This is a genomic window from Limnochorda sp. LNt (assembly GCF_035593265.1).
GTDB classification, from domain to species: Bacteria; Bacillota; Limnochordia; order Limnochordales; family Geochordaceae; genus Geochorda; species Geochorda subterranea.
The window spans coordinates 1250212-1273076 of sequence record NZ_CP141614.1; the positions used below are offsets into that span (position 1 = coordinate 1250212).

At 68.3% G+C, this 22865-nt stretch carries 18 protein-coding genes, 2 tRNA genes, 3 rRNA genes and 2 pseudogenes; 15 read left to right on the forward strand and 10 right to left on the reverse strand.

Features of this window, described 5'->3' with window-relative positions; genetic code table 11:
- Complete coding sequence (locus VLY81_RS05860; protein ID WP_324670090.1) at positions 1–2115, reverse strand: transglycosylase domain-containing protein; 2115 nt, start codon at positions 2113–2115, stop codon at positions 1–3.
- A gap of 183 nt (positions 2116–2298) precedes the next feature.
- Here VLY81_RS05860 and yunB point away from each other — a divergent pair, with 183 nt between their 5' ends.
- From yunB to rrf, 6 genes are all read left to right on the forward strand, one after another.
- Positions 2299–2964 carry a sporulation protein YunB gene (gene yunB, locus VLY81_RS05865; protein WP_324670091.1) on the forward strand — a complete coding sequence of 222 codons (666 nt, stop codon included), beginning with the start codon at positions 2299–2301 and terminating at the stop codon, positions 2962–2964.
- A 412-nt stretch (positions 2965–3376) separates the two neighbouring features.
- A 16S ribosomal RNA gene (locus VLY81_RS05870) occupies positions 3377–4917 on the forward strand.
- A gap of 122 nt (positions 4918–5039) precedes the next feature.
- Positions 5040–5116: transfer RNA gene (locus VLY81_RS05875), tRNA-Ile, on the forward strand.
- Positions 5117–5136: 20 nt separating this feature from the next.
- Positions 5137–5212 (forward strand) — tRNA-Ala (locus tag VLY81_RS05880).
- Positions 5213–5337: 125 nt separating this feature from the next.
- Positions 5338–8355, forward strand: a 23S ribosomal RNA gene (locus VLY81_RS05885).
- Positions 8356–8439: 84 nt separating this feature from the next.
- Positions 8440–8556: ribosomal RNA gene (rrf, locus tag VLY81_RS05890) — 5S ribosomal RNA — on the forward strand.
- Together the 16S, 23S and 5S rRNA genes with 2 tRNA genes alongside form the textbook arrangement of a ribosomal RNA operon.
- 838 nt (positions 8557–9394) lie before the next feature.
- On the opposite strand, the gene VLY81_RS05895 is transcribed toward rrf, so the two are convergent.
- Together VLY81_RS05895 and VLY81_RS05900 are read right to left on the reverse strand one after the other, a co-directional pair.
- The gene (locus VLY81_RS05895; protein ID WP_324670092.1) at positions 9395–9790 is read right to left on the reverse strand and encodes a type II toxin-antitoxin system VapC family toxin; all 396 of its coding nucleotides are present in this window, start codon (positions 9788–9790) and stop codon (positions 9395–9397) included.
- Positions 9787–10020 carry a type II toxin-antitoxin system Phd/YefM family antitoxin gene (locus VLY81_RS05900; RefSeq protein ID WP_324670093.1) on the reverse strand — a complete coding sequence of 78 codons (234 nt, stop codon included), beginning with the start codon at positions 10018–10020 and terminating at the stop codon, positions 9787–9789. Before VLY81_RS05900 ends, VLY81_RS05895 begins: the two co-directional genes overlap by 4 nt.
- A gap of 206 nt (positions 10021–10226) precedes the next feature.
- Between VLY81_RS05900 and VLY81_RS05905 the strand changes: the two genes are divergently transcribed.
- From VLY81_RS05905 to VLY81_RS05920, 4 genes and pseudogenes are all read left to right on the forward strand, one after another.
- Positions 10227–10655 carry a hypothetical protein gene (locus VLY81_RS05905; RefSeq protein WP_324670094.1) on the forward strand — a complete coding sequence of 143 codons (429 nt, stop codon included), beginning with the start codon at positions 10227–10229 and terminating at the stop codon, positions 10653–10655.
- Between the two features lie 56 nt (positions 10656–10711).
- The gene (locus tag VLY81_RS05910; protein WP_324670095.1) at positions 10712–10909 is read left to right on the forward strand and encodes a hypothetical protein; all 198 of its coding nucleotides are present in this window, start codon (positions 10712–10714) and stop codon (positions 10907–10909) included.
- A gap of 100 nt (positions 10910–11009) precedes the next feature.
- Positions 11010–11279: pseudogene (locus VLY81_RS05915) on the forward strand (Uma2 family endonuclease); the annotation flags it as partial.
- Between the two features lie 63 nt (positions 11280–11342).
- The gene (locus VLY81_RS05920) at positions 11343–11501 is read left to right on the forward strand and encodes a hypothetical protein (RefSeq protein WP_324670096.1); all 159 of its coding nucleotides are present in this window, start codon (positions 11343–11345) and stop codon (positions 11499–11501) included.
- Between the two features lie 23 nt (positions 11502–11524).
- Here VLY81_RS05920 and VLY81_RS05925 read toward each other — a convergent pair whose 3' ends face one another.
- The 4 genes from VLY81_RS05925 to VLY81_RS05940 all read right to left on the reverse strand — a co-directional run bounded on the left by VLY81_RS05925 (position 11525) and on the right by VLY81_RS05940 (position 17537).
- Complete coding sequence (locus VLY81_RS05925) at positions 11525–14254, reverse strand: CopD family protein (protein WP_324670097.1); 2730 nt, start codon at positions 14252–14254, stop codon at positions 11525–11527.
- Between the two features lie 4 nt (positions 14255–14258).
- Positions 14259–14705, reverse strand: a complete 447-nt coding sequence (locus VLY81_RS05930; protein ID WP_324670098.1) for a copper resistance CopC family protein — start codon at positions 14703–14705, stop codon at positions 14259–14261.
- A 458-nt stretch (positions 14706–15163) separates the two neighbouring features.
- The gene (locus tag VLY81_RS05935) at positions 15164–17104 is read right to left on the reverse strand and encodes a heavy metal translocating P-type ATPase (protein ID WP_324670099.1); all 1941 of its coding nucleotides are present in this window, start codon (positions 17102–17104) and stop codon (positions 15164–15166) included.
- Positions 17097–17537 (reverse strand): ArsR/SmtB family transcription factor, encoded by a 441-nt coding sequence (locus VLY81_RS05940; protein WP_324670100.1) that lies wholly within the window; start codon positions 17535–17537, stop codon positions 17097–17099. Before VLY81_RS05940 ends, VLY81_RS05935 begins: the two co-directional genes overlap by 8 nt.
- Before the next feature lie 381 nt (positions 17538–17918).
- Between VLY81_RS05940 and VLY81_RS05945 the strand changes: the two genes are divergently transcribed.
- The 5 genes and pseudogenes from VLY81_RS05945 (at position 17919) to VLY81_RS05960 (ending at position 21062) form a co-directional block, all read left to right on the forward strand.
- On the forward strand, positions 17919–18383 hold the full coding sequence (locus VLY81_RS05945) for a MerR family DNA-binding protein (RefSeq protein ID WP_324670101.1): 465 nt from the start codon (positions 17919–17921) through the stop codon (positions 18381–18383).
- A gap of 333 nt (positions 18384–18716) precedes the next feature.
- Positions 18717–18980: pseudogene (locus VLY81_RS14590) on the forward strand (TlpA family protein disulfide reductase); the annotation flags it as partial.
- Positions 18981–18993: 13 nt separating this feature from the next.
- The gene (locus tag VLY81_RS05950; protein ID WP_324670102.1) at positions 18994–19209 is read left to right on the forward strand and encodes a peroxiredoxin family protein; all 216 of its coding nucleotides are present in this window, start codon (positions 18994–18996) and stop codon (positions 19207–19209) included.
- Positions 19210–19402: 193 nt separating this feature from the next.
- Positions 19403–19927 (forward strand): putative iron-sulfur cluster-binding metallochaperone, encoded by a 525-nt coding sequence (locus VLY81_RS05955; RefSeq protein WP_324670351.1) that lies wholly within the window; start codon positions 19403–19405, stop codon positions 19925–19927.
- A 589-nt stretch (positions 19928–20516) separates the two neighbouring features.
- A complete protein-coding gene (locus VLY81_RS05960; protein WP_324670103.1) occupies positions 20517–21062 on the forward strand; it encodes a Uma2 family endonuclease in 546 nt (181 codons plus the stop codon).
- A gap of 132 nt (positions 21063–21194) precedes the next feature.
- On the opposite strand, the gene VLY81_RS05965 is transcribed toward VLY81_RS05960, so the two are convergent.
- The 3 genes from VLY81_RS05965 to VLY81_RS05970 all read right to left on the reverse strand — a co-directional run bounded on the left by VLY81_RS05965 (position 21195) and on the right by VLY81_RS05970 (position 22825).
- Positions 21195–21629, reverse strand: coding sequence for a hypothetical protein (locus tag VLY81_RS05965; protein ID WP_324670104.1), 435 nt, complete (start codon positions 21627–21629; stop codon positions 21195–21197).
- 812 nt (positions 21630–22441) lie between these two features.
- Positions 22442–22657, reverse strand: coding sequence for a Dph6-related ATP pyrophosphatase (locus tag VLY81_RS14595; RefSeq protein ID WP_405001338.1), 216 nt, complete (start codon positions 22655–22657; stop codon positions 22442–22444).
- Complete coding sequence (locus tag VLY81_RS05970) at positions 22658–22825, reverse strand: hypothetical protein (RefSeq protein ID WP_324670105.1); 168 nt, start codon at positions 22823–22825, stop codon at positions 22658–22660.
- Positions 22826–22865 lie beyond the last annotated feature (40 nt).

Below are 22865 nucleotides of genomic sequence, written 5' to 3' on the forward strand. Positions count from 1 at the left end.
TCACTCCCGGGAGCCATCCGGCGGGAACAGCCCCTCGAACGGTCGCCGCAGCCAGTCGGGCCACTGGAACCACGACCGCCGGCAGTTGGGCGAGACCTCCGTGGGCTGCGTGCCCGGGGCGAAGATCTCGAGACGCGTCTGCGACTCGGGGATCCCGCAGTCGGGCGGCGCCAGGAGGCCCGTCTTGGTGTCGATGCGGACCCCCTCCACGATGCCGGCCGGCTTGGGGAAGTCCCGTGGCGGCAGATTGCGCACGGCGACCTGCATGTAGTCACGCCAGAGCTGGGCGGCACGGCCGCTGCCGATGTTGGTGCCGTCGGGTAGCCGCATGGGCACCCGCTGCTCGTCGTTGCCCACCCAGACCGCCGTCACCAGATCGGGCGTGAAGCCCACGAACCAGGCGTTGGTGTAATCCTCGGTGGTACCCGTCTTGCCGGCCACGGGGCGCCCGCCCGGCAACGCAGCGGATCGGCCCGTGCCCCACTGCACCACGCCGCGCATCATGTCGGTGACGAGATAGGCGGTGACGTCGGAGACGACCACCTGCTGGCGGGGCTGGGTCTCCTCGAGCACGAGGCCGTTGGCGTCCTCGATGCGCAGGATGGCTCGCGGCCGGGAGAGGATGCCGCCGTTGGCCAGCACCCCGTAGGCCGCCGCCATCTCCAGCGGCGTCACGCCTCGGGTCAGGCCGCCCAGCGCCAGGGCCAGGTGGCGGTCATTGGGCTCCCGGGGCGGCTCCACCAGGGTCGTGATGCCCATCTGCTTCATGTACGAGATGACGACGCCCGGCGTCACCTGCTCCAGCAGCTGGATGGCCACCATGTTGATGGAGTGCTCGAGGGCGGTCCGGATGGTGACGGGCCCTACGAAGCGGCCGTCGTAGTTGGATGGCTCCCAGTCGGTGCCGTCCGGCAGGGTGTATTGCAGCGGCTTGTCTTCGATGACGGTGGCCGGGGTCGCGACGCGCCGGTCGATGGCCGCCAGCCAGATGAAGGGCTTGATGGCCGAGCCGGGCTGACGGGTGGCCTGTGCGGCCCGGTTGAACTTGTTGCCCTCGCCGCGCCCCCCGACCATGGCCAGGATGTCGCCCGTGTGGGGGTCCAGGGTGACGATGGCCAGCTGGGGCTGCGGCAGCCCGTTGGCATCGGTGCTGGCCACGGGGAATCGCGCGGCCACCTGCTCGGCGGCCCGCTGCAGATCGAGGTCGAGGGTGGTGTAGACGCGCAGCCCGCCGCCGAAGATGCGGTCACGGGCCTCGTCGGGCGGGAAGCGCTCGTACAGCTGCTGGAGCACGTAGTCGACGAAGTACGAGGCCGAGACGTCGCGCCCGTCGTTGCGGCTGACGACGCCCAGGGGCTGCGCCTTGGCCTCGGCCGCCGCCCGGGGGGAGATGTAGCCCTCTTCCACCATGCGGTCCAGGACGAAGTTGCGCCGCGCCAGCGCCCGCTCGGGGTAGCGGAAGGGATCGTAGTAGTAGGGGCTGCGGGGGATGGCCGCCAGGAGGGCGGCCTCCGCCAGCGTCACCTCGCGGATGCTCTTGCCGAAGAAGGTCTGCGCCGCCGCCTCGACGCCATAGGCGCCCGCGCCGAAGTAGATCTCGTTGAGGTAGGTCTCCAGGATCTCCTCCTTGGTGAAGCGGCGCTCCAGCTCGATGGCCAGGAAGAGCTCCCGTAGCTTGCGCGTCAGCGTGCGCTCGTGCGAGAGGAACATGATCTTGGCCAGCTGCTGGGTGATGGTGCTGCCACCCTGCACCACCCCACCCTCGCGCAGATCCACCCACAGGGCACGCAGGATGCCGCGCACGTCGAAGCCCCGGTGCTTCTCGAAGTCGGCGTCCTCCACCGCGATGATGGCTTGCTGCATCACCCGGGGGATCTGGTCGATGCTGACGGGCACCCGGTTTTCGATGTAGAGGCTGCGGATGACCCGCCCCTTGCGGTCATAGATGTAAGTCGTCTGGTGCGGCCGGTAGCGCAGGTCCTCCAGATCCGGGGTCGCCCGCACCAGCGCCGCGACGGCCCCTGCCACCGCTCCGAGGGTGGATGCCGCGACGATGGCCAGGACCACCACCATCCATCGCCGCACGGAGCGGCCGGCCCGTGTCGTCACTCCCATCGACTCCCTCCGCAGCCAGGCCCATCACAGTACGTCGGCGACGGCGGCGGGCATCTGGCCGTCTCCGGGGGTGCGCCGGCGGGGCCTGGTCGCCTCCAGGCCCGTCTGCCAGGCCGCCGCGCTCCGATCATATGCTGAGGCCGGCGGCCGACGGCAAGCGGCCCACCGGGGGCAATGGGAAGGATGCTGACCCGTCGCAGAAGCCTTCGCACGGCAGCGGGGTGGCTCCTGCTGGCCACCGCTCTGCTCGCGGCGGCCACGGGCTGGCTTCTCGAGACGAGCCTGGGGCCCAGCATCGACCGGTGGGCCGTGCACCGCATGACGTTGATGGCCACGGGCGTGGTCGCCGAGGCAGCCGAGCAGATGAGCGCCGCGACGGGGACGGCGCCCCTCGTCGCGTACCGGCAGGGCAGCCAGGGCGAGATCGTGGGGATCGAGTACAACTGGCTGATCATCAATGGCTTGCTGGCCCGCACCGCGCAGGTGCTGGAGCAGCGCCTGCGGGAGCTGACCATCACCGACGCGACGGTGCCGCTGGGCGAGATCACGGGCTTGCGGCTCTTCGGCGGCCGGGGCCCCATGCTGCCCGTGCGGTTCGTCAGCGTCGGGGCCTTCACCGTCGAGCCTTACAGCGAGTTCGTCGAGGCGGGGGTCAACCAGACGCTGCACCGCATCGGGGTGGACCTGTCGGTGAGGGTGGCGGTGGTCGCCCCGTTCGTGCGCGACGAGGTGGCCGTGCGGGCCAGGGTGCCCGTCCTCGAGATGCAGGTCGTGGGGCGGGTGCCCCAGTTCTTGCTCCAGGCGAGCCAGGAGTTGCTGCGGCGAGGGCCAGGTGGGCAGCCGCCGTGAAGCCCGCCGTACGGCGATGACGGCCTCGGGAGCGACCCGAGCGGATCGGTGGCGGTCGCGGTTGACACGGGAGGGGTGACCGGCTAGAATAGCGCTTGCGACGGCCACAGGAGAGTGGCTGCAGCTCGCGGTGCCTTCCGGATCGGTGGGCGGCCACCCGACTCGAGCAGGCGGGGGCGACCTGTCCGGAGGGAGCCGCTGGCTCGGATCCTTGACAACTAAACAGTGAGCCGGACGCGAGGCGGGCCGAGGGAGGGTCAGCCTGGCGGTCGGTGGCGGGCCCAGGCCGAGGAGGTCTGGTGATTCCGGAGCCAGGGTCTGGGAGTCGACGGTCGAGGGCTTGGCGCTGGTGCGGCGGGGCCAGCCTGCGGGCGGATGCCGGTGGGGGCCTGGCCGTGCTGGTGCGAGGCTTTGGTCGGAGAGTTTGATCCTGGCTCAGGGCGAACGCTGGCAGCGTGCCTAAGACATGCAAGTCGAGCGGGCCGGGCGTCCCGGGGCGACCCGGGGGGCCGGGTCAGCGGCGGACGGGTGAGTAACGCGTAGGCAACCTGCCCCCGGGTTCGGGATAACCCCTCGAAAGGGGGGCTAATACCGGAGCGCTGGACCTGGGGCATCCTGGGTGCAGGAAAGGCCCGAGAGGGTCGCCCGGGGAGGGGCCTGCGTCCCATCAGCTGGTTGGTGGGGTAACGGCCCACCAAGGCGACGACGGGTAGCCGGCCTGAGAGGGTGGTCGGCCACACTGGGACTGAGACACGGCCCAGACTCCTACGGGAGGCAGCAGTCGGGGATCTTCCGCAATGGGCGAAAGCCTGACGGAGCGACGCTGCGTGGGGGACGAAGGCCTTCGGGTCGTAAACCCCTGTTCGGGAGGACGAGCAAGGACGGTACTCCCGGAGAAAGCCCCGGCTAACTACGTGCCAGCAGCCGCGGTAACACGTAGGGGGCGAGCGTTGCCCGGAATCACTGGGCGTAAAGGGTGCGTAGGCGGGCCGTTAAGTCCTGGGTGAAAGCCCTCGGCTCAACCGGGGAAGGGCTCAGGAGACTGGCGGTCTTGAGGGCCGGAGAGGGTAGTGGAATTCCCGGTGTAGCGGTGAAATGCGTAGAGATCGGGAGGAACACCAGTGGCGAAGGCGGCTACCTGGACGGTACCTGACGCTGAGGCACGAAAGCTGGGGGAGCAAACAGGATTAGATACCCTGGTAGTCCCAGCCGTAAACGATGGGTGCTAGGTGTGGGGGGTGTAGGCCCTCCGTGCCGCAGCTAACGCATTAAGCACCCCGCCTGGGGAGTACGGCCGCAAGGTTGAAACTCAAAGGAATTGACGGGGGCCCGCACAAGCGGTGGAGCATGTGGTTTAATTCGATGCTAACCGAAGAACCTTACCAGGGCTTGACATGCCGGAGGTAGGGAGCCGAAAGGCGACCGACCCGGCCTTGGGGCCGGGAGCCGGCACAGGTGGTGCATGGTTGTCGTCAGCTCGTGCCGTGAGGTGTTGGGTTAAGTCCCGCAACGAGCGCAACCCCTGCCCCGTGTTGCTAACGGGCGAGCCGAGCACTCGCGGGGGACTGCCGGCGACAAGCCGGAGGAAGGCGGGGATGACGTCAAATCATCATGCCCTGGATGCCCTGGGCTACACACATGCTACAATGGCCGGTACAGCGGGTTGCGACCCCGCGAGGGGAAGCCAATCCCTCAAAGCCGGCCTCAGTTCGGATCGCAGGCTGCAACTCGCCTGCGTGAAGGCGGAATCGCTAGTAATCGCCGGTCAGCAAACGGCGGTGAATACGTTCCCGGGCCTTGTACACACCGCCCGTCACACCATGGGAGTCGGCAACACCTGAAGCCGGTGGAGCCAACCCGCCAGGGAGGCAGCCGTCGAAGGTGGGGCCGATGACTGGGGTGAAGTCGTAACAAGGTAGCCGTACCGGAAGGTGCGGCTGGATCACCTCCTTTCTAAGGAGCGCACGACTCCCCTCCCCCACCGATGACCAGGTTCGCTCAACCTCGAGTCAGTCTCCGCAAAAGGCTCACTGTTTAGTTCTCAGGGATCCGGGCCTCGCGCGTGGATCCGTGATGGGCCTATAGCTCAGGCGGCTAGAGCGCACCCCTGATAAGGGTGAGGTCGGTGGTTCGAGTCCACCTGGGCCCACCATCGCCGTCCGGCTGCACCGTGGGGATGTAGCTCAGCTGGGAGAGCGCCTGCTTTGCAAGCAGGAGGTCGGCGGTTCGAGCCCGCTCATCTCCACCAGCCGAGGCCGTCGTAGGCGGCGGCAAGGCCGCACGGCCCCGAGAGGGAGCCGGCACCTTGAAAACTGCACAGCGAAATGTGAAGCGACGAGCGCCTGAGAAGGCAGAAGCCGAGCCGAGGGCGTCGGCCAAGCGTGAAGGGCCTACGGTGGATGCCTTGGCGCCTGGTGCCGATGAAGGACGGGGCAAGCGCCGAAACGCTCCGGGGAGCCGCAAGCGGGCATCGATCCGGAGATCTCCGAATGGGGCAACCTGCGGCGGGTCATGCCGCCGCATCCGGTGCTGAATCCATAGGCATCGGAGGGGCACCCGGGGAAGTGAAACATCTCAGTACCCGGAGGAGAAGAAAGCAACCGCGATTCCCCCAGTAGCGGCGAGCGAACGGGGAACAGCCCAAACCGGCCGGGTGGCAAAGCCCACCGGCGTTGCCCGGTCGGGGTTGGAGGGCCGCACGGCCCGGTGGCGGTGGCCGCCGGGGCCGGCGGGTCATCCTGAGCCGAAGGGGTCTGGAAGGGCCCACCGCAGCGGGTGAGAGTCCCGTAGGCGCAGGGGTGGCCGGCCGGGGGTGCGGTACCTGAGTACCACGGGACACGGGGAATCCTGTGGGAAGCGGGGAGGCCCACCTCCCAAGGCTAAATACGCCAGGCGACCGATAGCGGACCAGTACCGCGAGGGAACGGTGAAAAGCACCCCTGACGGGGAGTGAAAGAGAACCTGAAACCGTAGGCCTGCAAAGCAGTCGGAGGGCCAGGCCGGTCCCCTTCGGGGGGCGGGCGGCCTGACGGCGTCCTTATTGAGGAACGGGCCGGCGAGTGGCGGTGGGCAGCGAGGCGAAGGGGCAGAAGCGCCGGAGCCGCAGGGAAACCGAGTCCGAACAGGGCGGAGGAGTTGCCCGCTGCCGACCCGAAGCCGGGTGATCTACCCATGGCCAGGGTGAAGCCGGGCTAATCCCCGGTGGAGGCCCGAACCACGTGGTCGTTGAAAAGGCCTGGGATGAGCTGTGGGTAGGGGTGAAATGCCAATCGAACCCGGTGATAGCTGGTTCTCCCCGAAATCGCTTGAGGGCGAGCCTCCTGGGGAGCCGGTGGCGGAGGTAGAGCACTGATCGGGTGAGGGGCCGCGAGGCTACCGATCCCGTTCAAACTCCGAATGCCGTCATCGGGGCCAGGGGAGTCAGACGGCGGGGGATAAGCTTCGTCGTCGAGAGGGGAACAGCCCGGACCGGCCGCTAAGGTCCCCCAGCGCGGGCTCAGTGGCAAAGGATGTGGGGTCGCCCAGACAACCAGGATGTTGGCTTAGAAGCAGCCATCATTGAAAGAGTGCGTAATAGCTCACTGGTCGAGCGGCCCTGCGCCGAAAATGGACGGGACTAAGCCCGCCACCGAAGCGCCGGATCGCCCGGCGAAGGGGCCGGGCGGTGGTAGGGGAGCGTTCCGCTTCCGGGGAAGCCCGAGCGCAAGCCCGGGTGGAGGGGGCGGAAGTGAGAATGCCGGCATAAGTAGCGAAAAGACCGGTGCGAATCCGGTCCGCCGGAAGCCGAAGGGTTCCTGAGGAAGGTTCGTCCGCTCAGGGTCAGTCGGGACCTAAGCCGAGGCCGAAAGGCGTAGGCGATGGACAACGGGTCGACATTCCCGTACCACCCCGTCCCGTCACGAGCGATGGGGGGACGCAGGGGGGCAGGCCATCCCGGCGTTGGAGAGGCCGGGTCCAAGCGCGTAGGCGGAGGCGGCAGGCAAATCCGCCGCCTCGAAAACGCCGAGACGCGACGGGGAGCGCCCGCGAGGGTGCGAACTGGCCGGGCCTGCACTGCCGAGAAAAGCCTCTAGCCAGGGGCGGGGTGCCCGTACCGCAAACCGACACAGGTCGGCGAGGCGAGAAGCCACAGGCGCGCGAGAGAACCCCCGTTAAGGAACTCGGCAAGTCGACCCCGTAACCTCGGAGAAGGGGTGCCCGGTAGGTGAGCGCCCCAGGCGGGTGCGAGCCCGAGGGGCCGCAGTGAAAGGGCCAGGCGACTGTTTACCAAAACACAGGTCTCTGCGAAGCCGCAAGGCGAGGTATAGGGGCTGACGCCTGCCCAGTGCCGGAAGGTTAAGGGGAGGGGTTAGCCCGCAAGGGCGACGCTCCGAACCAAAGCCCCGGTGAACGGCGGCCGTAACTATAACGGTCCTAAGGTAGCGAAATTCCTTGTCGGGTAAGTTCCGACCTGCACGAATGGCGTCACGACCTGGGCGCTGTCTCAACGGGGGGCTCGGCGAAATTGAGGAAGGAGTGAAGACGCTCCTTACCCGCGGCTAGACGGAAAGACCCCGTGGAGCTTCACTGCAACCTGGTATGGGATGCCGGCTCGGGATGTAGAGGATAGGTGGGAGCCGGGGAAGCCGGGCCGCCAGGCTCGGTGGAGGCAACCGTGGAATACCACCCTTCCGGGGCGGGCGTTCTAACCCGGGCCCGTGAAGCCGGGCCGGGGACAGTACCTGGTGGGCAGTTTGACTGGGGCGGTCGCCTCCCAAAGGGTAACGGAGGCGCCCAAAGGTTCCCTCAGCGCGGTCGGGCATCGCGCGGCGAGTGCAAAGGCAGAAGGGAGCCTGACTGCGAGAGCGACAGCTCGAGCAGGCGCGAAAGCGGGGCTTAGTGACCCGGCGGTGCCGAGTGGAAGGGCCGTCGATCAACGGACAAAAGCTACCCCGGGGATAACAGGCTGATCTCCCCCGAGAGTCCACATCGACGGGGAGGTTTGGCACCTCGATGTCGGCTCATCGCATCCTGGGGCTGGAGTCGGTCCCAAGGGTTGGGCTGTTCGCCCATTAAAGCGGTACGTGAGCTGGGTTCAGAACGTCGTGAGACAGTTCGGTCCCTATCTGCCGCGGGCGCCGGAGATCTGAGGGGAGCCGTCCCCAGTACGAGAGGACCGGGACGGACGCACCGCTGGTGTGCCAGTTGCCCTGCCCGGGGCACGGCTGGATAGCTACGTGCGGACGGGATAAGCGCTGAAGGCATCTAAGCGCGAAGCCCACCCCAAGATGAGATCTCCCATCCCGTCAAGGGAGTAAGACCCCTGCACAGATGAGCAGGTCCATAGGCCGGGGGTGCAAGGCGGGCAACCGCCTCAGCTTCCCGGTCCTAATCGGTCGAGGGCTTGACCTGCGCCCGACTCGGCCGCCTCAAAAGGCGCCTCGCTTCCAAACGCTGTGCAGTTTTCAGGGCGCCGGCCCACCCGGCGCCAGCGTTCCCGGTGGCCATGGCGGAGGGGTCCCACCCGTTCCCATGCCGAACACGGAAGTGAAAACCTCCAGCGCCTAGGGTACTGTGGGGGCCACCCCACGGGAGAGCGGGTCGCCGCCGGGACACCCTTGCGACGAGGTCACGGCCTCGATCCCCGATGGATCCCGCCAAGCCGGGATCCGGGGTCGAGGCCGTGACGCTTGTGTGTCACCCCGTGGCCAGGCGTGGACCTCGGCGTCGTTGCCGTGGTCGGCAAGGGACTCGGGTTCACGGGCCTCTCCTACCAATGTGTGCCAGATGCGAATCGCCACCACCGTCCCGCCGTCTCCAGGGCCTGGAGGACGGCTTGGGCGTCAGCTTCCCCGGGGCCGCCACCGGCGTAGGGGTGTTGCTCCTCGCGTCGCTCCTCCTGGGGTCGACGGTGGCCGCCCTGCCCAATGCCATGGGGCTCATAGCCCGCCACGCCCGGCCAGCTCGCGGCACGACCCGCTCCGAACGGCCGACAGCCGGGCCGGGGGGTACTGAGCGGGGAGGTGGTTGGCGTGGGATCGCCCCCGCAACCGGAGCGGGTTCCGGCCCGAACGCCGGAAGCAAGGGGGATGGTGCACGCCGCTCGTGGGACATACCATCCGCAAAGCGGCCCTCTTTCAGAAGCTCACGCCCAGGCCGCGCACGATGCCCAGCCCGGAGCCCATGCGGAGTCCGCCCCAGCCCCGCGTGCGGTCGGTCAGGGGATAGGTGGCGCCCCCGCTCATGTGTCGGCTTTAGCGGCCTTCCCGAGCGTCGGCCCCCGGTGCCAGGGCTACGGCCACCAGCAGAGCGGCCGCGATGGCCACGCCGATTCCCATGCGCACCGGTACGACTCCTCCCTTCGCGCCGTTGCCTGTTCGACGCGCCGGGCTTGCGTCCTGGGGGCCGGCTCCTCCTGCCGTTCGGAAAATGCAGGTGCCATCGACTCTGACTACCAAATCGTTTCAACGTGGGGATATGATCGAATCCGGTGGTCCTTGGTCACCAGCGGGGCACCGATGGTAAGCGCTGTGGCGATGATGATGCGGTCAGCGGGGTCAGGGTGAAGCGAACCGGGTAGCCGGACCGACTTCATGGCGATGGCGTTGTTAACGGGAACGAAACGAATAAACGGCAAGGCTTCGCAATACGCCACCCAATCTTCGACACCCAGGGTGAGGCGCAACCGGTCTCGTTGTACCAACAGCACCACTTCCCACACACTGATGGAGGAAATGTACAGCGCCCCGGCCTCGACAGCTTGGTCCGCCGCCTCTCTGGCCTTCGGAGAAAGCTGGTCGGGACTGCTCACCCACCACACCCATGCGTGAGTATCCAGGACGATCACCGAAGAACCTCCCACTCGTCGACGGCAACCGGTTCGGTTGGGTCACGGAATTCGACGACCGAACCGCGCAGGATACGCAGGATTTCCGCGGCGTCAGGATTGTACGGGAGGACGCGCAGCACCGGCTTGCCGCGATCGGTGATCACAATAGGCTGCCCCGTCTTCTGAACCTTACGTAGGTACTCCAGGGCTCGGGCCTTGAATTCGGCCTTGGAGACCCGTTCTTCCACCGCTCCCAGCCTCCTCAACAGGACTATGGTCAGTGTACCTGGTCACCCTTGGGAAAGCAAGCCGGGCCATGAAGGGAAACTTGGCACTGCATCGGTCGTGTTAACTGCATCGACGCTCCCGTGCCGCGAGGGCAGTCAAGCGCCTCCGGAAAGGGGATCGGCGATGCGCCCTCCTGCCATGGCTGCTGACCGGGTGCCCGACGCCGGTGCGCCGGCAGCGCCGCGTCAGGGCGGGCGTGTCGAGCCCGTACTACGCGTGGAGGCCCCTGGAGGCCGCCCTGGGCCGCCTGCCTTTCGGCGCACAGCTGGCGCTGCTCGCCCCCACCGCGATGATGGCCCTTTGGGCAGGGATGCCAATCATCGCCCGGGTGGGCCTGTCGGAGCAGTTCTCGACCATGGGAGCGCTGGCGGGCATATGGGTCGGCAACCTGTCGGAGGAGCGGCTGGTGCGCGCGGAGCGAGCAGATGGGCTCGGGCGGCAGGTGCTCAACTGCCTGTACGGCCTGATCCTTGTCTTCGCGGTGTGCTTTGCGCTGAAGGCAGCGATGCTGGCCGGGGAACGGGCAACCTACATCCGGTACATCGGCGTCGGCACGGGTGTGCCGGGTCAGCTCACCATGTCAGGTAGGCCTTGACCTCGAGGGCAACCGTACAGATGGTATACGTATACTCAGCTCGGGAGGGGAAACCCGTGGCGACGCGGACGCTGTTGACCGCCGACGACTTGCTCCGGCTCCCCAAAGACGGCAAGCGCTGCGAGCTGGTGAAGGGGGAGCTGGTGGAGATGGCTCCGCGGGAGCCGAGCATGGCATCGGTGCGGGGCTCCTCGCCGGGCTCCTGGGCCCCTTCGTGCGTCAGCAAGGGCTGGGGCACGTGGCAGTGGAGATAGGTTTCTTGCTCGCCCAGAGCCCCGACACCGTTCGGGCACCTGATGTCGCCTTCATTTCCAAGGAGCGCCTGGTGCGGCCGCTTCCCAAGGGCTATTCTACCGTTCACCGGATGTGGCCATCGAGGTCCTCTCGGCCCATGATACCTTTCATGACGTCCAGGACCGCATCGAGGAATGGCTTTCTGCCGGCGCCCGGAGCGTCTGGCTGGTCGATCCCGGCCGCCGCCGGGTGACGGTCTACGCGCATCCTTTCCACCCCAAGGTCTTCGAGGCCGCCGACATCCTCTCCGACCCTGCCATTCCGGGCTTCTCGGTGCGGGTAGCGGATCTGTTCGCCGGAGGAGACACGACGACAACCCGACGCCGCTGAGCCCGCAGTGGGTCTGCGGTACGCCAGGTGAGCGCCCACCTGGCTCCCGTAGCGCCGCTGGTAATGCTTAGTGCCCTGGCCCCTTCGGCCGAACAGGCCACCCAGCTGGCCCACGAGGCGGCCGCCCTGCTCGTGGAAGAGGGCCGCCGCCGCTATCCCTCCCGCTTCGACCAGGCCCGCGCCCTGCTGGGCACGTGCAGCCCGCCGGCCGTCGTGCGGTGAAAAGCTGCCGTCGCCCGCCTCCGTCACCCCGAAGGCGCCCCCTCAGGCGCCGCCGGCTCGAACCCCTGAAACACCGACGTCATGAAGTGGGCGGGCCCCACCATCTCCAAACGATACACGCGCCCGGAGCGCTCTTCGACCCACAGGCGCCAGTAGGTCTGCGACACCGGGTGATACGCCCCCACCACCGCCATCCGACGGCCGCCCGTCTGCTCGGTTCGCAGCCGCAACGGGTTGGTGAACTCCTGCCAGTACCCGTAATCGGGCCATCGGAAGCCCCCGCCGGACCAGGGCCTCTCGTGCCATTCCTCGCCCGGCCGGCGCTCTTGCTGCACCGAACCGTTCACCTTGACCTCCAGCAGCACTTCGCCGCGTTCGTCGAAGGCCGTCATCCACATGGTGTCGGGAGCCCGGTATCGGATGCGGTACCGCCAGCGGGCGCTGCCCGTGTCGAGCTCCTGCACCTCCTCCAGGGCCGTCAGCTGTTCCATGGCCCTGGCCGCCTGCCGGAGAAGTTCCCAGGCCGTCCGCACGGGAAGGTGCCACTCGAAGCGAGCCGACGCCTCACCGCTCGGCCCCTGCACCACCACCTGTACCTCCAGCGGCCCTTCCGGACGGCCGTCGGGAATGGTCAAAGCCCCTGAATAAACCCCATCTTCCTCCTCGACCAGTTCCGACCAGGGGCCACCTCCTGACCCATCCACAGGGTTGGTAGCGACCTGACCGGCCGGACCTGCAGGCTCTGCGGCCCGTACCATCACCCGCGCTCCGGCGGCGGGTCGACCGACGAGGTCGCTCAGGAAAACCCGCAGCTCGTTGGACCCGGGCAGTGCTGGAGACAGGTTGACGGCCACCACGTACGGCCCGGCTCGCCGCGCGTCCGATACCGGCAGGGACATGGTCGGGCCAGGAGCGGGACAACCCGGTTTACCGAGCGCGCCGTGTGCGGACGAGGAGGTAGAAGGCCCGAGCGGTGGAACCGAGCAGCCGCGCCGGGCGTAGCTGACCATGGCCCAGATGTCCGTATCCGACAGCAGGCGCGCCAGCGCCTGCTTGCGGGCCGCCCAGCTCCCGCCGGGGTACCCCTCCCGTAGCCACCAGAAATAATCCCCGTCGGTGCCGGGCGGGCGAGCTGCCAGCCACTCCGCGCAGGGCCCGCAGTGCTGGGCCACCAGCGCAGCCCCCCGTGCCAGTACCTCCGGGGTCGGGGTCAGCGGATTTCGCTTGAAGGCAGCCGGGGTGGCGGGAAAAAGGGCGGCCTGGCCGAAGGCGAAGGCAGCGACTCCCAGGGGGACCGCCATCAGAGGCGTCAGCGGCCGCGTGGCCGGCCGGGCGAACAGGCGGATGCCGATCCCCACTGCCGCCCCCGCCAGCAAGAAGGCAGCTACCAGCAAGGCAGCCCGACGGGAAGACCCCCAGGGTTCCACCAAGCTCAGTCGAAAGAGCCCGGAAGGCGCAAGGGGCGGCTCGACGGTGAACGTGAAGGTGAAGGGGGAGAGCGGCGCACGCGGGCCGCCCCACTCAAGGCGTCCCTGCCATGTGCCGGCCATGGGCAGGACGGCGCGGCCCTCATAGATGCGTCCGCCATCCCTGTCCGCGGCGCCGGAGTCCGCAGGCAGCCCGGCCAGGCGGGGCTGCAAGGTCACCCGGATGGGCACCATCGGATGATCCGGCATGTCCAGCGACAGCCGGGGGATGCGATCCGGCGCGGGGCCGGTCAATTCCCAACGCACCTCCACCGGTCCCTGGCTGCCTGCGATGACGGGCTGCAGGGCGAGCTGCACCTGCTCCCCTTGCACGTTCCACGTGAAGGTGCGGGCCTCCACCCTGGCGGGGGGCACGGGCGGCGGGGTCGAGCGCAACAGACCCGCCGTGGCCACCACGCTCAGGGCCAGGACGGCCTCCACCTGCACGGCCCGTCGCACCTTCCGGGCGATCCGACCCGGGTCTCGGCCTTCCAGGCTGTGGGCCAGCAGGCTCACCGCCGCCGCTGCCAGCGCGCCGGCCAGCAGCACCATTTTCAGCGCCAGCAGCTGCCCGTACGGGGCGGCGACCAGCCCTGCCAGGCCCGGCAGGTACGCCCGGGCGCTGAAGGCCCCCGTGAGCCCCAGCACCGCCAGGCAGCCCATCGCCCACCCGGAAAAGCGCCCGACGCACCGAACCGTGTGGGGCGGCGCCGGCGGCCATTGGCTCACCGCCAGATGGGCCAACACCCCGGCCCAGGCCGCCGCAGCCGCCAGGTGAAGGAGGTCCACCGCGCCCGCCAGCGCCCACTGGCCCACGTCCATGGCGTGCCCGCTGAACGAGAAGGTGGCAAACCCGAGCAGGGCAAGCACCGTGGTCCATGGCCGGGCGGCCCGCCCGAAGCGGCCACGGTCACCGGCGGCGCCGCCAGGCGTATGGGGCTTCCCCAGGGCCACTGCAAGCCCCAGGGCGCAGAGCGCCCTGGCCAGTCGGGCCTGACCAAAGCGCGTCGACCAGGCCAGATCCATGGCTCGCGCAAGCGAGGACTCCGCGCCGTTCAAGGCCGCCAGAGCCGTGGCGGTCGCAAGGAGATCCGCCAAGGCCAGCACCAACGCCAGCGCCGCAGCCGCCACCCCCAGGTGGCGGCTGCGCTCAAGGGGGTCGAGCACCGTGGATGAAGGGGTGCGGGCGGAAGCTGCCGGACACCCGAGCCAGAACGCGGGAACCCACGTGGCTCCCGCAGCCACCACCCATGCCACGAGCTGCGCGGTGGCCAGCAGGTACGCCACGCGTTCACCCGGTGACCCGGAAGGCCACCGACCCACTGACGGTGTGCCCGTCGGCCCCCAGGGTCACCCACTGCAGCACGTAAGCGCCCGGAGCCAGCCGCCAAGGGGAGCCGGCCTCGAACAGGGACGCCTGGACCCTCGTGGGAGCGTCACGCAGGGGCCGCAAGGTAGCCACGAGCACAGCAGGCTCGTTGCGGCCGTCGCCGTCCTCGTTGAGATCGCGCACGATCTCGACGCGGACCTGCTCGACGGGCTCCGAAAACTCCAATCGGACCTTCGGAAGCGTCTGCAGTCGCTGACCGGCTTCCGGCACCGAGCGCCGCAGGTAGCTATGAGCGAGGGTAGGTCCCGTCGCTTCAGGCGGTGCGAACGTGGTGGCCAGCAGCAACCCGGCCAGCACCCCCAACGCCGGCATCCACCGCCGTGGGGATCGGCGGACGGTTTGGCCCAAGGCACATACCTCCCGCCGCATTTTAATCGAGACCCGACGAGATGGGGGTCGGCGTGGCACCGAGAGCGGTGCGCTGCTATCGTCGGGGAAACCCGGACGGCGTTCGGCACCTACAAGGTCCTGCAATCCACCCTTATCGGCCTGGTCCTGCTGCTGCCCGCCTCCGTGGTTGGATAGGTCAGCCGACGACTGGGCTGGACGTGGCAGCCCTGGTGCGGTTTTTCCTTGCGGGTATGCTGGCCAGATCCGGTTCGGAAAGGGCTTCGCCGCCGGAGCAGCTGTAAAACCGCACCAGGTCACGGCCTCGATCCCACGGTTCGATCTCACGAAGAGGTCGAGGGACCGAGGCCGTGACGTCTTTGTGCTTCTGGGGATGCACGCAGGGTACCCCCTAAGCGGTACCCCGAACTGCGAAGCGACGGCTTTCCCGGGGTGTTCCGAGCCTCCGCCGTGGGGGGTCACCCCCGGGCCGCCCGCAGGCCATTGCCGACGGCCAGAAGCTCGCTCACTTCGTGGGCGACCACCGCCGAGGCCACCCCGATGACACCCAGCAGGGCCGATGGGACCAGTACCAGCAGAAGAAGCACGGAGAACACGATGTTCTGCCAGGCGATGCGCTGGCTTCGCCGGGCCACCTTCATGGCCGCCACTACCTGGCCGGGGTCGTCCCCCATGAGGGCGACGCCCGCTGCCTCGATAGCCGCATCCGAACCCGCCGCCCCCATCGCGATCCCGACCGAGGCTGCGGCCAGAGCGGGCGCGTCGTTGACGCCGTCTCCCACCATCGCGACCGGACCGTATCGGGCCTCCAGCTCCCGCACCGCCGCCACCTTCTCCTCCGGCCGAAGCCCGGCCCGCACTTCGTCGATGCCCAACTCCCGCGCGATAGCCTGCGCCGTCGTCGGGTGGTCGCCCGTCAGCATGACCACCCGGAGCCCCATCCGGTGCAGTTCGGCCACCGCCGGGCGGGCGGCGGGGCGGGGTTGGTCACGCAAGGCGATGAGCCCGACTGCGCGGCCTCGCCGGGCCACCAGGATCACCGTCTTGCCCTGCTCTTGCAACCGAGCCGCATGGTGCTCCAATGCCGGTGAGACGTGCGTGCCGAGTTGCGCCGCGAAGGCCGGGCTTGCGACGAACACCTCCTCGTCGCCCACGACGGCCCGGGCCCCCGCCCCTACCACGGCCTGAAAGCCCGACGTCGCCAGGGGGTTCACCCCTTCCGACGTGGCGCGCGCCACCACGGCGCGTGCCAGGGGGTGTTCGCTCCAGCGCTCCACCCCTGCCGCCAGCGCGAGGAGTTCGGTCTGTGTCACGCCGCTCTCGGGCACGACGTCGGTCACCTGGGGCCGGCCTCGGGTGAGCGTCCCGGTCTTGTCGAAGGCCACGACCCGGATTCGGTCCAGCTGCTCGAGGTGGATGCCGCCTTTGATCAGGACACCCTGGCGGCCTGCTCGGGAGATGGCCGCGGCGGTGGCCACCGGTGTCGACATGACCAGGGCGCAGGGTGCGGCGGCGACCAGCAGCACCACGGCCCGATGCGCCCAGGTCCGGACGTCCTGGCCCAGGAGAGGCGGCACCACGAGGAGCACGGCGGCAGCGGCCAGCACCGCCGGGCTGTAGCGTCGACCGAAGCGGTCGATCCACCGCTGGGCCCGCGACTTGACCTCCTGGGCCTCTTCCACCAGGTGGATCATGCGCGCCAGCGTGTTGCTGGCGAAATCGGCCGTGACACGAGCCGTGAGGGCGCCCGTCGTGTTGATGGTGCCGGCGAACAACCGGTCGCCCGGCCCCTTGTCCACGGGAATGGATTCCCCAGTCACGGCGGATTCGTCGAGGCTCGAACGGCCCTCCACGACGACGGCGTCGGTCGGCACCCGTTCACCCGGCCGGATGAGGATGAGGTCGCCGGGCTTCAGCGCCTGGGCGGGCACCTGCTCCTCTCGCCCGTCCCGCAGCCGCCACGCCGTCTCCGGCACCAGCTTGAGCAGCGCGCGAATGGCCGTGCGAGTGCGGGCGTAGGTGTATTCCTCCAGGGCTTCGGCCGCGCTGTAGAGCAGCACCAGCAGCCCGGCCTCCACCCACTCCCCCAGCACGATGGCACCCAGGGCGGCGAAGGCCATCAGCGCTTCGATGCCGATCTCCCGCTCGTGGCGCCACTCCTCCCATCCCTCCTTCGCCCAGTACCGCGCGCCCACGGCGATGGCCACGAGGTAGACTGCCGCTGACAGCCACGCAGGCCCGCCCAGCCGCTCGACGGCCCAGCCGGCGGCGAGGATGAGGGCGGCGGCGCCGGCATTCTTCACCGGGCCGAACGCGTACCAGGGGCCGTCGAAGCCCTCCTCGGCCTCTTCCCGCTCCTCTCGCACGCGCTCCTCCATTCGCACGCGCTCCTCAACCATCGTGAAGGGCCTCCTCTCGCAACCATCGTCGGATGGTGTCGTCAGCCAGCCGGTAGAAGGCCATGCGCCCCTCTTTGCGGTACGTCACGGCGCCGGATCGGTAAAGCAGGCGGAGCTGGTAGCTCGCCGCGCTGATGGACAGCGAGACCACCTCGGCAACGTCGCAAACACACAGTTCCTCCCTGGCCAGGGCGTGGAGGATCCGAAGGCGGGTCGGGTCGGCCAGAAGGGCGAACCGATCGGCGATGCGCCGGGCCTCGTCGACGGAAGGCAGCCCCTGGCAGGCCCGCCGAATCGCCTCAGGGTGGACTCCGAACACCTCGCAGACATCGGGACCCGAAGCGCCACTTGAAGACCGCGACGTCGGCCCTCGGGAGAACCCGGTCACCCCCCGGGAGCCCCTCGACCGACGGGTCATAGTCGCCCGACGCATCCGGAAAGCCTCCTCCTTCGTTCGCGTTGCGCCTTACATTGTATCATACTCAAGCGACCATGGTAACAACCCTCTCCCAGCCTTCGGTCTGGCGCCTGGTCGCTGCAACTCGCTTTCTTTGCGCTGTCGCTCGCTCTGCTGGCTTCCCGGCGTGACGGACGTACAGGTGCGAATCGCCCGCACGCGGTAGCTGTGCACAGCGCCGACCCCGAGAGGGTGCTGGCGCTGGCCCGTCAAGCCGGCGGCCACCGAGGCGGTCGCCGAGCCGAGGTGGCAGGGGGTCGAAGTGACGATGGCCACCGGCGACCGGGGTTCGCCTGTTGACCTTCCAGTTGCGGGAGGGTGTACGCTGCTTTCGGGTAGGAGGCGACGGATGTGCGGGTGGGCGAGTTTGCCGCCCAGGCCGGCTTAGGCGCGAAGACCGTGCGGTTTTATGAGCAGCTTGGGCTGATTCACCCCGATGGCCGAACGCCTGCAGGATACCGGATCTACCTGCCCGACCAGGTCGAGCCGCTGCGGTTCATTCGCGCTGCCCGGATGCTGGGACTTTCGCTCCGGGAAGTTGCCGAAATGCTGGACGTCTGGGACTGCGGGCGCCGGCCATGCGACGACGTGATGCGACACATCGCCCGCAAGATCCAAGAGGTGGACAGGCAGATCGAAGGCCTCCACCAGCTGAAGCGCCAGCTCCAAGAGCTGTACACCGCCACACAGGCTTTGTCACCGAATGCCTCGGCGACTTCGGACAGGCAGGCCCGCTGCATTTGCGCCGTCGTGGCGGACATGGCGTCGACGGCCGCGACCGTCCAGGCGACCGGTAAAGCGACCGGAGGCGGGACGGCGTGAAGGAGGGGGCGGGTGGATGGCGGCGGGCCTGGACCTTAGTGGGCTCGATGGCCGCAGCCGTGGCGAGTTCGTTTTGCTGCCTGGGCCCCGTCATGTTTGCGGCACTGGGCGTCGGGAGCATCTCGCTTCAGCGGTTCTTCTGGACCTGGCGTCCGCTGTTCCTGGCGGTGGCGCTGGGGATGCGTATCCCTACCTGTAGCGTCCGGGGCAGGAGCTTGAGGGGGTCAATCCCGACCCGAAAAAAGGGGTGAAGGTGCCGTGGGTACACCCATCCGTCCGCCGGCCAACCGTACCCCCGCCCGGCGTGCCTGGGCCGTGGGGGTTTTGATGGGGATGGTTGTGCTCAGCGCGCTCGGGTGGGCTTCTCTAAGGCCGTCGGAGAAAAGTCCCGCGAAAGCCCAGAAGCTAGCGGTCGGCTTGCCGGCGCCTGAGTTTCGCGGAATGCTGCTCGACGGGTCGCGGGTAACCCGGAAGAGCCTACATGGCAAGCCCGCTGTGGTGAACTTTTTTGCGACATGGTGCACGCCGTGCCTGGGCGAGCTGCCCTACTTCGATCGGCTTCACCGAACCTCCGGCGACCGGCTTCAGGTGCTGATGGTTAACGTCGGGGATGGCAGAACAGGTGCGTACCTTCGTGGAGTTGAACGGGTTTCACTTCCCGGTTGTATTCGACGCGGACGGACGCATGAGCGAGGCTTTCTCCGTCTACGGCATTCCCTGGTCCGTGGTCATCGATGCCCAGGGGGTAGTCCGAGCCATCCGCCCCGGCCCCGCCCGAGACTTGGAAGACCTCCTCGGGCTTGTGCAAAGCGTCGTTGGAAAGTAGTCGCGGCACTGCGTCCGTTGCCCCCAACGAAACCCGGCGAAGCGGCTCGAAGTCGTCCCACCGGTTCGGATCTCGACTTCGGGACCTGCGCCGAGGTGTGCCGAGTGACGGGCCAGGCTCTTGACCCTCTTGCGACGAGAAGGTGTAGGGTCCGCAGCGGGTGTTGGACCGATTCGGAAAGGAGCTGGAGTCGATGCCGGGATGCTGCGTGGTGCCGCCTTCCGACGATCAAGCGTTTGAGGGCGATGGTTCCCCTCGCCGAACCGACCGATGTCCGCAATGCGGGGCAAAAGGCAAGAAAGTTGGGGTCGTGACCGTGAAAGCCATGCTGGCCATGAGCCTGCGCCGGCTTGGCTCCCACCGTTACCGGTTTTGCCGAACGGCTGCCTGTCCGGTGGTCTATTTTGCAGAGGATACCGATGAGGTGTACCACGTGGATGAGGTGCGGGAACGGGTCTTCCAAAAGGAGCCCGAGGCGGACGATGTGTTCGTCTGCTATTGTTTTCGCCACACGCAGGGTGCCCTGCGACAGGCGGGGGCGCTGGGGCAAGCCGGTATCATCGAGGAGATCGAGGCAGGCATGCAGGCCGGGCAGTGCGCCTGCGAGCTTCGTAACCCCCAGGGCTCCTGCTGTCTTGGCAACGTCCGGGCGGTGATGAGCGGGGTAGCTCACCAGGCATTCCAGGGCCCCGCGGGAGCCGTGAGGGGTCGACCTTGACGTCGGGACGGCGGAGGGAGCAGGCGCCCGTGAGTAGGCTTCCTATCGCGCTGGCTCACGTTTGCAAGTGGTCCTCGCCCTGCAGGAGGCTCCGGATTCCGTGGAAGACGTTCGGCTTGCTTCGGACGCTTTTGCGGCACGGCTCGGCGTAGGAGGCGCCTGACCCTTCCCCCGGCCCTATGGGTTAACTTCGCCTTACGGCGCCTCCTGCTCCGCTTACCGCAGAAGCCTCTCCAGACCCTCGGCCAAGTCGTCCCGTACCCGACGGAAGGCCTGCCGAACGGTCTCCGGCGAGCCTTGTACGGCCGCCGGGTCGGGAAACCCCAGGTGCACCCGCCGAGCCTGCCCCGGCCAGACCGGGCACGCTTCGGTCCTGGCGGCCGCAGCCCAGTCGCTGCCCGATGTGGCCATTCTGGGTAACTCATCCCGCCTGCTGCACCTCGGTCATGGGCGGGGGCGCTGGTAGATAGGCGAGCCTAAGGCTGGGCTCGATGCGGGCCCTACGTCTTTGCTCGCGCGGCCATGCCGGGCATGCCTTGCCGTTGCGGCAACGGCCCAGATGGTATACTCGGGTCGGGAGGGGAAGTCCGTGGCGACGCGGACGCTGTTGACCGCCGACGACTTGCTCCGGCTCCCCAAGGAAGGCAAGCGCTACGAGCTGGTGAAAGGGGAGCTGGTGGAGATGGCTCCGCCGGGCGACGAGCATGGGGAGATCGCCGCGACCATCGCCCGGATTCTGGGCACGTTCGTGATCGAACACGGCCTGGGAAGCATCCGGGTGGAAAGCGGATTTCAGCTGAGCAGGGATCCCGATACCGTGCGCGCGCCCGATGTGGCGTTTATCGGAAAAGACCGACTGATCCGGCCTCGTCCCAAAGGTTACTACCCGGGTGCGCCGGACGTAGCCGTTGAGATCCTCTCCCCGAACGACACCTTCCGCGAGGTGCAAGAGCGCATCGAGGCCTGGCTTTCGGCGGGAGCCAAAAGCGTGTGGCTGGTCGACCCGGACCGCCGCCGGGTGATGGTCTACGCCCATCCCCACCGGCCTCAAGTCTTCGAGGCGTCCGAGACCCTCTCCGACCCGGCCATCCCGGGCTTCTCGGTGCGGGTGGCCGAGCTGTTTCCGGAGGGGTAGGTCGCGGGCCGCGCGGAACCGGGTGGGTACGGCGCCTCCCGCGAATACAACCCGCCGTGAAGACTTCCGGGGCCGCTTCCTGTACGTGGCTGCACCGGCACCGCGAACCCGTGCGATGCGGCGCAGCGGCCGCTACGAGGCCGGCGCGCTTTGCAAAGGAAACTTGTTGGGTAGTCGGTTGGACCAGCGCAGCCCTGCCCAGGCCGTTCGGTAGATGCGGCCGCTGCCATCCACCCAGAAGATGCGGTACGCGTAGCCCGAAGCGGACGAGACGGTAAACGTCATGGGACGGCCAGGAGGACTCCCGTCGGGCGGGGGCGGGTAGATGGGCGTCACCGTCACCGCGTTGTCGCTCTCCTCGTAAATGTACAAGCTACCCTCCGAGCCTGGCGGTGCTGTAACGATGCGGCTGGGCGGTCCCCAGACGTCGAGCAGCTCTTGGGCGCTGTGTCCTACCCAGGCGTTCATGACGGCATCCATGTGCCGCTGCCCGGCCTGGATGCCAAACCAGATGCCCGCCAGCAGCAGCACGATGAGCACCGCCGCGACGGTTCCCTCGTTGCCCATAACCCTCTCCGGCCCCCCGTTCCGGTCCTCATACCGTTCTGCCGCTTGGGACGGTGCGTAGGTTCGACAGCGACATCGTGCGCCCCTGCCCTAGCGGCGGCCTGACCGGGGCGGTCCGGGTGGTTACGGCAAGCCCGGCCATGGAGCATTCGCCTCGGCGATGCTCCCCGTGCAGGGCTCCTCCTCGGGCCGCACGTCCGATGCGATGCGTTTGCTGGGCCCAATCCATGCCCACCTATCACCCGATGACGTCGGAAGCAGGGAGACGCGTAGGCGGTCGGTCACGCGAGCGCCCCAGAGCTTGTGACGGTAAACGAGGAGGTCCGGCCGGATAGCGCGCACAGGTTCCGGGTCGGGGCTGACGTACGTCCGCGGCTCGAGGCCCGGGCCACCTTCGTCGAAGTCTCGCACCGGCCACCCCCAGCCCCCAGCCGCTCGAGGGCGACGCAGCGGTGTGGGAGTTTTGGGGTTGCGGCCGGGCGTGGCTGGGACAACTCGACCGGTCCTGGTCCGGGTGGTATGATACGGGTGCACCTGCATGCGGCTGCGCCAAGGGGGTTAGGCCGGTGGCCTCGGTGAAAGAAGAGATCCGGCGACTTCTGGAGCAGTAGCCGGACGACTGCTCGCTGGAAGATGTGCAGTACCATCTGTACGTGCGCCAGAAGATCGAGCTCAGCCTGGCAGACGCCCGGCAGGGACGCGTGGTGGGCCAGCAGGAAGCCGAGCGACGGCTTGCCCGATGGCTCGAGAAGTAGTCTGGACGTTTCGTGCCTTGCAGGATGTCGAGGCCATGGCATGTCGCGTGGCGCCCCTTACCCTTGCTCCGGCGGTTCTCCGAGCAGGTCGGCGAAGGTAAACCCATCCCGGTTCACTACAGCACACCGGCGAAGGGCCACGGGCCGCCTAAACACGGGTCCGTCGTAGACGAACGGGTGAAACTCCCCGTTCTCCCCGCATAGGTTGGCCCCGGCAGGTAGAGCCTCCACAAACGCCGCGTCGAACTCCCGTCCGGCCCACGACGCATGCAGTCAGGCCAGGTCGGCGCACACCACCATAGCCCGGAAGCTGGCCGTAGGAACTCTCGAGAGCTCCTGCGTCACGCCCTTACATCGGAAACTGCGGCTCCATTCCGGCCCGGGCATGTGACGCTCCTGGTACGCCCGCACCACGGCCAGGAAGGGGTCGCCGAACGCCACCGAGTGAATGCCCTGGGGACTTGAGACGGTCACAGGCCCC

Excerpts from the sequence above, each read along its gene's own strand:
- VLY81_RS05920 (WP_324670096.1), top strand. The coding sequence starts at position 11,343 with ATGCTTAGTGCCCTGGCCCCTTCGGCCGAACAGGCCACCCAGCTGGCC.
- VLY81_RS05955 (WP_324670351.1), top strand. The coding sequence starts at position 19,403 with ATGCCGGGATGCTGCGTGGTGCCGCCTTCCGACGATCAAGCGTTTGAG.
- VLY81_RS05965 (WP_324670104.1), bottom strand. The coding sequence starts at position 21,629 with ATGGGCAACGAGGGAACCGTCGCGGCGGTGCTCATCGTGCTGCTGCTG.
- VLY81_RS05935 (WP_324670099.1), bottom strand. The coding sequence starts at position 17,104 with ATGGTTGAGGAGCGCGTGCGAATGGAGGAGCGCGTGCGAGAGGAGCGG.
- VLY81_RS05940 (WP_324670100.1), bottom strand. The coding sequence starts at position 17,537 with ATGCGTCGGGCGACTATGACCCGTCGGTCGAGGGGCTCCCGGGGGGTG.
- yunB (WP_324670091.1), top strand. The coding sequence starts at position 2,299 with ATGCTGACCCGTCGCAGAAGCCTTCGCACGGCAGCGGGGTGGCTCCTG.
- VLY81_RS05860 (WP_324670090.1), bottom strand. The coding sequence starts at position 2,115 with ATGGGAGTGACGACACGGGCCGGCCGCTCCGTGCGGCGATGGATGGTG.
- VLY81_RS05950 (WP_324670102.1), top strand. The coding sequence starts at position 18,994 with ATGGCAGAACAGGTGCGTACCTTCGTGGAGTTGAACGGGTTTCACTTC.